The organism is Peterkaempfera griseoplana (assembly GCF_001418575.1).
GTDB classification, from domain to species: Bacteria; Actinomycetota; Actinomycetes; order Streptomycetales; family Streptomycetaceae; genus Peterkaempfera; species Peterkaempfera griseoplana.
Genome location: NZ_LIQR01000616.1, coordinates 1 through 8,208 on the forward strand (window position 1 = coordinate 1; position 8,208 = coordinate 8,208).

The 8,208-nt window shown below is 68.4% G+C and carries 9 protein-coding genes and 1 tRNA gene; 7 read left to right on the plus strand and 3 right to left on the minus strand.

Annotated elements, in window-relative coordinates; translation table 11 throughout:
- Positions 1-114 precede the first annotated feature (114 nt).
- The 3 genes from AOK09_RS34130 (at position 115) to AOK09_RS34140 (ending at position 2,182) form a co-directional block, all read left to right on the plus strand.
- Positions 115-188, plus strand: a tRNA-Gly gene (locus AOK09_RS34130).
- A gap of 420 nt (positions 189-608) precedes the next feature.
- Complete coding sequence (locus tag AOK09_RS34135; protein ID WP_055591094.1) at positions 609-1,226, plus strand: SMI1/KNR4 family protein; 618 nt, start codon at positions 609-611, stop codon at positions 1,224-1,226.
- 122 nt (positions 1,227-1,348) lie between these two features.
- Positions 1,349-2,182 (plus strand): hypothetical protein, encoded by an 834-nt coding sequence (locus tag AOK09_RS34140; RefSeq protein WP_245687604.1) that lies wholly within the window; start codon positions 1,349-1,351, stop codon positions 2,180-2,182.
- 168 nt (positions 2,183-2,350) lie between these two features.
- Here AOK09_RS34140 and AOK09_RS34145 read toward each other — a convergent pair whose 3' ends face one another.
- Positions 2,351-3,013, minus strand: a complete 663-nt coding sequence (locus AOK09_RS34145; protein ID WP_055591095.1) for a class I SAM-dependent methyltransferase — start codon at positions 3,011-3,013, stop codon at positions 2,351-2,353.
- Between the two features lie 56 nt (positions 3,014-3,069).
- On the minus strand, positions 3,070-3,636 hold the full coding sequence (locus AOK09_RS42810) for a hypothetical protein (RefSeq protein ID WP_245687605.1): 567 nt from the start codon (positions 3,634-3,636) through the stop codon (positions 3,070-3,072).
- 56 nt (positions 3,637-3,692) lie between these two features.
- Between AOK09_RS42810 and AOK09_RS34155 the strand changes: the two genes are divergently transcribed.
- The 4 genes from AOK09_RS34155 (at position 3,693) to AOK09_RS34170 (ending at position 7,204) form a co-directional block, all read left to right on the plus strand.
- Positions 3,693-4,931: a sensor histidine kinase gene (locus AOK09_RS34155; protein ID WP_055591096.1), complete on the plus strand. Its 1,239-nt coding sequence runs from the start codon at positions 3,693-3,695 to the stop codon at positions 4,929-4,931.
- A complete protein-coding gene (locus tag AOK09_RS34160) occupies positions 4,919-5,569 on the plus strand; it encodes a response regulator (RefSeq protein ID WP_055591097.1) in 651 nt (216 codons plus the stop codon). Before AOK09_RS34155 ends, AOK09_RS34160 begins: the two co-directional genes overlap by 13 nt.
- A 224-nt stretch (positions 5,570-5,793) precedes the next feature.
- Positions 5,794-6,462 (plus strand): hypothetical protein, encoded by a 669-nt coding sequence (locus tag AOK09_RS34165; RefSeq protein ID WP_157876150.1) that lies wholly within the window; start codon positions 5,794-5,796, stop codon positions 6,460-6,462.
- Positions 6,463-6,682: 220 nt separating this feature from the next.
- Positions 6,683-7,204, plus strand: a complete 522-nt coding sequence (locus AOK09_RS34170) for an SMI1/KNR4 family protein (protein ID WP_245687606.1) — start codon at positions 6,683-6,685, stop codon at positions 7,202-7,204.
- Between the two features lie 154 nt (positions 7,205-7,358).
- On the opposite strand, the gene AOK09_RS34175 is transcribed toward AOK09_RS34170, so the two are convergent.
- Positions 7,359-7,802, minus strand: coding sequence for a hypothetical protein (locus AOK09_RS34175; RefSeq protein ID WP_055591100.1), 444 nt, complete (start codon positions 7,800-7,802; stop codon positions 7,359-7,361).
- Positions 7,803-8,208: the final 406 nt, after the last annotated feature.

Consider the following 8,208-nt stretch of genomic DNA (forward strand, 5'->3'; position numbering starts at 1 on the left):
CCCCCCGAACACCGGTCCACACCAACCCCCGACAACCGCCCGGCAACCGTGCAACCACCACCGGCGATGGGGTACAGTGACGGAGCAACGAACCGCCGACTGACGGCGGCTCAGGCGGGTGTAGTTTAATGGTAGAACATGAGCTTCCCAAGCTCAGAGCGCGAGTTCGATTCTCGTCACCCGCTCCACAGAAAAAGGCCCAGGCCAGGGAATGAATCCCCAGCCCGGGCCTTTCTGCTGTCCGTACCAATTCAGGCGTCGCGTGCCAGATCCGGGCCAGAAGCGCCGTCGCCGGGACTCTGTTTCCCTGGCCCCTGATCTCGACCACGGCCGCGTCGATCCCCTCGGCGATCTTGCGGTCCCGCTCGGACGTGGCGTGCTGATGGATGCCCGGAGGAGGCCCATGCGAGCCATCATCTCCTTGAGACCGGCCCCGGTGGCAGCGGCCAGGGTGTTGCCGGTGTGCCGCAGAGCGGGGAGAAGCGGTAGGTCAGCGAATCCGAGCCCAGGCCGTAAGCGGTGAAGAGTCTTCCCAAGCTCATTGACCGTCGCCCTCTGCGGATGCCTCATAAGATGCACGCGCGACTCTCGGCCTCTTGGAGTGGGACATGGCGGACTACCTTGATCAGCTCGTGCGCTTGCTGCCACCGCCGCCCACACCGGTGGCCGGGCTTCCGTGGGAACGGTCGCGTCAGCATGTGGGCTTTGACTTCCCCCAGGACTACCAGGCATTCGTGGATTTGTACGGCGGGGGCCACATCGGAGCGGCGGACGGCCTCAGGATGTTCATCTACGCGCCGACCTCCGCGTCGCGGATCCGCACGACTTCGACGGGATTCAAGGGCTTCGTCGACTGGCATGTCGCCGAGATGGCCCCCATGTTCGAGGGCACGGATGCCGATCACTGGGGAGGCACGCTGTATCCGGTGTATCCAGAGCCGGGAGGCCTGCTGACCTGGGGAGAGAACGAGCAGGGGGACATGTTCTGGTGGCTTACCGAGGGCGACGACGCGGACAAGTGGCCGGTCGTGATGTGGGCACGCGGGCCGGCCACCACCTTCCGGTTCGAATGCGGGATGACGGGGCTCCTGCACGCCTTGCTCGTCGGCTCCGCTCCCGGACCTGAGTGGCTGCGCACCCCAGAGACTCACTGGACCATGACTTCTGACTGGCAACGTACGGGCCTCGATGTCTCGTGCCTGCGGTCAACCCCCCACCCAACCTGATGGCAGGACGCGGCAGAGCGGACATCCAGACTCATACACCACTCCAGCGGACGTGACCGGGCGTGGATGAGTCGCTGGGGTCGTGATCGGCCATTGCACGGTGTTCGCTAGCATCCCTGGACATGACAATGCGGGGGTGGCGCCTGGGTGTCGTGGTGGTGCTGGCGGCGCTCTGTGTCTCCGGTCCAGGACAGCCGGAGGTCATCCGTACAGCGTCGGACCTTGGCCCGCTCCCGGCCGACCGCTACCAACTAACGCCGCAGGACTACCTGCGATCGCGGCAGGCATCGGCGTTGCTGGTCCGGCGGTGCATGGCGGAGCACGGCCACCCGGATTTCCCGCTCGACCCCCGCTACCCCACCGATCCCATCGTCGCCACCGCGGTCGGCACCGACTACGGTGCCTTGGATCTCGCCGCTGCCCGCCGCTGGGGGTACGGCTGGGACCCGGCGAAGTCCCGGGCTCTGCGGCCGAAGGGCCGCCGGATGACCAACGCTGAGTATGCGGACTTCCCCGCCTGCAACGCGGAGTCGGGCCGGCGGCTGATGCGCGGCATCGACGTCAAGCGGGACTGGCTCTACGCGAGTACCCGCGCGATCGAGGTCGACGAGGCCGTCCAGCGCGACCCACGCCTCCGCGCGGCGTGGGATGTGTGGTCCCGCTGTGTGGCAGAACAAGGATTCACGCGCTACCCCGACCCCGCGGCGGTGTACACGGACACCGCCTGGCAACGGGGCAGTGACGGCAACACCCGGCATACGCCGCGGGAGCGGGCCACCGCCGCCGCGGACGTCATCTGCAAGCGTCGCCACCATACGGCCGAGCTCTGGCATGCTGTCCGGGCGCAGAAACAGGCCATTGACATCTCCAGGCACCGTGACCGCTACGCCGCCGGGCTCCGGGCGTTGCGCACGTACCGGGCCACCATCGCCGAGGTGCTGCGGAAGCTCGGCTAGCGGGGCACCGGCGCATCACTGCGAGTCCCGCCCGGACCGAGGCTGCCCAGCCGACTGGTTGGCCGTTAAGGCCATCGCGGTGCTGTACCGGCTGTAGGTTCGCATCGGCTGCCGCTGCCGGGCACGGGATGATTCCGCCGAGGCGGAACACCTGGGCCGGACTGCCGATCAGCTCTCAGGTCCTCGAACTGGGCGCTGCGATCGGGCGCAGGGTTGAAACCGTGCCAGATAGGCGAAGGTCGAGCCGCTCCTGGTGCTCAGATGCAGGCCGGCCGCGTCGGCGAGACGGTGCAGAGGGCCGAAGGGGATCCAGTGCCGGTCGAAGAACTCGCCCACGACCAGCCGTCCTGCGGGGGTGAGCACCCGTACTGCCTCATCGAGCACCCGTTGTGGCTCCGGGATCTCGCCCAGTGCGGTCACCAGATACATGGCGTCGAAGGTGTCGTCGTCGAAGGGCAGCTCGCGGGCATCCGCATGGGTGGGAACGATGTTGGGTACCGCGCGCTGCCCCGCGCGGTGCATCACATGGCGGAGCATCTCGGGTTGGACGTCGAGGATGTCGAGCTGCCCGTTAGGCCCGAGTTGCGGTGCGATGTGCAGCGACTGCAGTCCGGTGCCGGGCCCCACTTCGAGGATCCGCTCGCCCGGGCTGGGGGTGAGCACCGCGTCGAGCCGGGCGGATGTGAGGAACGGCAACGGCAGGTCCAGCAGGCTGCGTTGGGCGTAGGGGTACGGCGCCTTGTCGCCGAACCACCAGGCGCCTGCGACGGCAGCTGCACCGAGGGCACAGGCCCAGCGCAGGCGCGGTGCGGTCAGGACAGCAGAGCCCATGGTGTTCTCCAGTTCCGTGGTATCCGTGGTTGCAGCCCGGGTCGGCGTGGCGGGTTTCATGGGGTGCGGGGCAGCGCTCGAACCGCCAGGCGGACGCATACCGCTGCGAGTGGAAGTTCTGCGAACAAGGCCATGACCAGCGCCGCGCGCAGTTCGCTCCCGCCGGCCGCGGTCATCGTGTCGAACCAGGCGTCGACGGCGAGCAGGGCAGCCGTCGCGGCGGCGGCCGGTGCCAGTCGCCGATCCCCGCGGGTGGCCAGCAGACCTGTGGTGATCAGGCCGACCGCCTCCAGCGCGTCCAGACCCACCCAGGCGGCGGACCAGTGCGAGGCACGGAAGGTGGTCGGCAGGCTGGTGGCCAACACGACGAGGCACGGCAGCAGCGCCACCCCGCAGCCGGCCAGGACAAGACCCCGCCGTCGGCCTGGAAGGCGGTCCGGACGACGGCGCTGCGGGCTGGGGAGCGATCCCGTGCGCGGGCCGTGCGGCCTGCGTGTGCCGCGCTCGGCGTCCGGCTCCGGGAACAGTTCGATGATTTCCTGCACGTCCTTCAGCCTGAGCCGCACAGCGATCACAGTCAGTAATGCCGGGTGCCGTTCCCAGGGTGGTGCCAGCTTCACCATCGATCCGGATGCACGGGGCATGGCATGGCCCTCACCTGGCGCTTTACCGTCGATCCATGACCATTCCCCCGGCGCTGCGGCGCAGAGTTGTTCGGGTCCGGCGGGACACCGGTTTCTTGGCAGCCGGGATTCCGCTTCACCTTGCGCTGGTGCCGTTGTGGAGCTGGATGGCGAGCGTCCTGAAGTACAGGGCGTGGCCGTGGCTCCCGCTCCCCTTTGTGCTGATCCTGCTCGGTGTGCTTGCGCTCACCGCTGTGCAGCGACGCCGTTACCGGGTGCTGCTCGGAGTGGAGATCCTCCGGCTGCCGGCCGTGCGCGAGCAGGGGTGGTTGAGGCGCGCTCTGCGGTGGTTGTCCGGGGCCCGGACCTGGCGGCAGGCCGGATACCACCTGCTTGTCGGTCCGCTCCTGGCTGTGGTGGAGCTGGGGGTGTTCGCTGCGTGGGTCGCGGGCCTTGCCGGCGTCACCGTCAACGGGTGGGCCTGGATGTTGCCGGTCCAGGTTCGCCTGGACCATGTCGACTACGCGACCCAAGCGGTGTACTACACCGCGGCCGGCGTGCTGCTGCTGTGCGCCGCACCCTGGCTGACCGGGCCGGTGACCCGCGCCGAGACCCGGATCGCGCTCGCGCTGCTCGGGACCAGCCGCTCCCAGCAGCTTCAGCAGCGTGTCGAGCACCTGTCCGAGAGCCGCACCGACCTGATCGACGCCGTCGACACCGAACGCCGCCGCATCGAACGCGACCTGCACGACGGCACCCAGCAGCGCCTCGTCTCCCTCGCGGTCAACCTGGGCCTGGCCAAGGCCACCCTCACCAACCTGCCGGACGAGGCCCGCGCCGTGATCGACGAGGCGCACCGCGAGGCGAAGGAAGCCATCGCCGAACTCAACGACCTGGTGCGCGGCCTGCACCCGGCCGTCCTCGAAGACCGCGGGCTGGACGCGGCGCTGTCCGGGCTGGCCGCCCGGGTACCGATCCCGGTACGGCTGCGAGTCGACCTCGAGGAGCGAGCGGCGCCCACCGTGGAGTCGATCGCCTACTTCGTGGTCTCCGAGGCGCTCACCAACGTCACCAAGCACGCCCGCGCAACCCGCATGGACGTCACTGTCAGACAGATCGGGAGAATGCTGCGCGTGAACATCACCGACGACGGGATCGGCGGCGCCGACACCTCCACCGGCAGCGGACTGAGCGGGCTGGCCAAACGGGTCGGTTCCGTCGACGGCACCTTCCACATCAGCAGCCCGGTCGGGGGCCCGACCACCATCGCCGTGGAGCTGCCGTGCGAGCCGTGATCGCCGAGGACTCACTGCTGCTGCGCGTCGGACTCGTCAAGGTCCTGGAAATGGCCGGCTTCGAGATCGCCGCCGAAGTCGGCGACGCCGAAGCCCTGCTTGCGGCCGTCGAGGAACACCGACCCGGGCTGGCCCTGGTCGATGTCCGCATGCCACCCGGCTTCACCGACGAAGGCGTGCGCGCCGCGCTGGTGATCCGTAAGCAATGGCCGCAGACCGCAGTGGTACTGCTCTCGCAGTACGTCGAGGAGCGGTATGCGGCCGACCTGCTGACGGCCAACACCAGCGGCGTCGGCTACCTGCTCAAGCAACGCGTCGCCGACGTGGAGGAGTTCGTGGCTTCCGTTCGGCGGGTTGCAGCCGGGGGCACGGCACTGGATCCACAGGTGGTCGCCCAGCTTCTCGTGCGCCGCCGCAGTGACCCGCTCGATCGGCTGACGCCACGCGAACGGGAGGTACTCGCCCTGATGGCCGAGGGGCGCTCCAACACCGCGATCGCTGAGGCCCTGATTGTCAGCGACAGCGCAGTGGCCAAGCACATCAACAACATCCTCGCCAAACTCGACCTGCCCGCAGCCGACGCCGACCACCGGCGCGTCCTCGCCGTCCTAAGATTCCTCGGTGCTTCCCCGACCTGACCGACCCGCCGCCCGCACCCCTACCGCCGTTCGGCCCGTCCAGGGTTCCGCAACGAGTCGATCACGGTCGCTGGTCACGTGTTGGCAGATGCAGGACCGCCCGCGTGCGTGCCTTCGCCCGACTCAGGACCTGGCGGGTCTTGCACCGAGCCCGCTGCAGCCCAAGCCGGCTCACATCAAGGATTCAAGCCGTGCTCATCCTGGAGTGGCCACGCTGAAAGACTTTGCTGATAAGCAAGAGGCAACTTCACCGGAGCTGGGATCCCCGAGAGATATGGTTCCGGCGCTCACTCCACCAGTCGGTGGAGGGTAAACTCCCGGTGCTGGCGGTGAGGGTCGAGGAGTCGTACGTCAGAAGACGAGGGGACGCGATGCATCGGACTGCGAACTGGTTCATCGTGGCGACAGGATGCCTGCTGATCCTACTGAGCGTTGGTGCTCGCTGGTTTGAGCGGGTAAAGATCCGTGGGGGAGCGAACCCGGATCGAGACAGACGCTTTTACTGGGCGTGGCTCCCTTTGTTCTTGGGACTGGGCGGGATCCTTGGGAAGTTGCCGACCCTACTTGGCGCGCCATCCGCCACTGTGGTGATCTGCGATTCGCTGAATGCCCTGCTGGCGGTCACAACTCCGGTCTTGGCCATCCGCGCTCGCGTGCGCATACCACCCCCCGGCGATGCTGAGAAGGGGCGGCGCTTGTGGCTGCCTGCCGAAGCCAGAGCAGAAGCGCTCCAGTTCATCCACACTGACGAGCGAATGCGGGCAGTCCGAGTCATCCGCGACGCTACAGGGTTCGCGCTGCAACCGGCCGTCGACGTGATGGAGGCGCTCAAGGCGGGCATTCCCGTTCCCGAGCGACGGCCCCAGGCAAGTGACGTCACCCCCGGGCAGTGACGCCGCAAGTAAGCCCGTCCGGCGAGGTGGCCCGCCCGCGGATCAGCCAGGGCTCAAGCGCCTACACACGTACAGCCCGGGCTGCAATGATTCCGCAGTCGCCAACGACTGCCGGAACCGTGTGCGCGTTCTCCGTCCCCGGCTGGGCTGCGGGCTCGCCCGGGGTGGGAGTGTGGACTGTGGCTGACCGGCCGAACGCGTCAGAAGAGGGGCCTTACTGATGACAACGCTTGCACAGATCCAAGCCCTGTTGGGCGAACCCCGGTTCAACTGGTCGGATCCGGCTCCATGGATCGAACTGGAGCGGGAACTCGGTGTCACATTCCCGGCGGACTTCCGCGAGATCGTGGACGCCTACGGTTCAATTGAGATCAACGCGCAATTGTACCTGAAGCACCCCGCCGGTCATCTTCTGCACGATCTCGGACGAGAGATCAGGGGGGACCTCGAACTCTGGCGCGAGGAGGACATAGCAGAGTTCCTCCCCAGTCCGGCGGGGGCGAACCCCGGTGAGTTGCTGCCGGTGGCGTCGGCCACGACGGGTGAAGCGGTCTTTCTTCGCGTTCCCGAGAAGCCCTCTTCGCCCTGGCGCGTCGTTATCCAGGAGTTCGACAGTCCGTCCTGGACTCTCCATGAGATGACGTTCGGTGAGTGGTTGCTGGATTATCTCAGCGGCCAGGACGTGACGTTGTGCTCCCGCAACCGTGCGCCTGACGGTCCTTTCTGGGAATTCCTGCCCTGACAACGAAAGCAGTGGCATCCCACCCCATCACCTGCATACTGACGGTCCTTGCTGCTGTGGACGTACCCGGCGGCCATCCGGAACCTGCCGCCCACCCCGTGGGTGAGGCTCAGCTTCAGGGAGCCGGTGCTGGGGCGGAGCGGGCGGGCCGCCGTCAGGGAATGTCGCCGGTGACCTGGACCGGCTCACCCCGGGGCCGGGCCCCGGTGTAGCGGAAGGTCAGGGCGGTGAAGCGGCGCACGCCGGGGTGGCCCGCCCAGAGTTGCGCGCCGGAGAGGGTGATCCGGATCGGGTAACTGTGGAAATGGCCGGCCACACAGGTGGGGACGCAGTCGTTGAGTTCACGGACGCCGCCGCCGGTGGCGGTGGTGCCGCCCCAGCTGGTCCAACGCAGGCTGCTCAGCAGGTCGTTGGCGTCGGCGCAGGCCAGGATGATCTCCGTCGGCCGCACTTTCGGCGCGCCGAAGCAGTTGACGACGACCGTCGCCCGGGGCGCCTTCGGGGCGGAGGCGGCCGTGGCGGGCACAGTGGTCGCAGCGGTCGCTGTGGCGACGGCGGTCAGGACGAACGCTGCGGCTGTCACGGGAGTACGTCGCATGTCGATCACTTCCCTCGGCACACTCGGCGTGGCCCGGGACGCGGACCCGGCGGACCGGGTCCGGACGGATGGGACCACCGGCGTCCACCCTCGGTGCTCCTCCTGGGGGCCGCAACCGCACCGGCCGGCGGGGCCGGTACGCCGACAGCAGGTTCCGGCCCGGAGACCGGGGTGCGGGTGCGGGTGCGTTGTACGGGTCACCACCCGTTCGGCCGAGCCGGGCATCCGGGTGACAGCGCCGTCCGGCGACGCCGGTGGTGGCGGGCGCCGAACATGGGTTCCGGTGTTCTTCCGGGGCTCGGGTACCGTCCGGGTGAGGCGCGAGGGTTCGACAGGGGGCGGTCCAGAGGTGACTGGCGACATACGGGTGTGCTTCGTCGGCGACTCCTTCGTCCAGGGTGTCGGC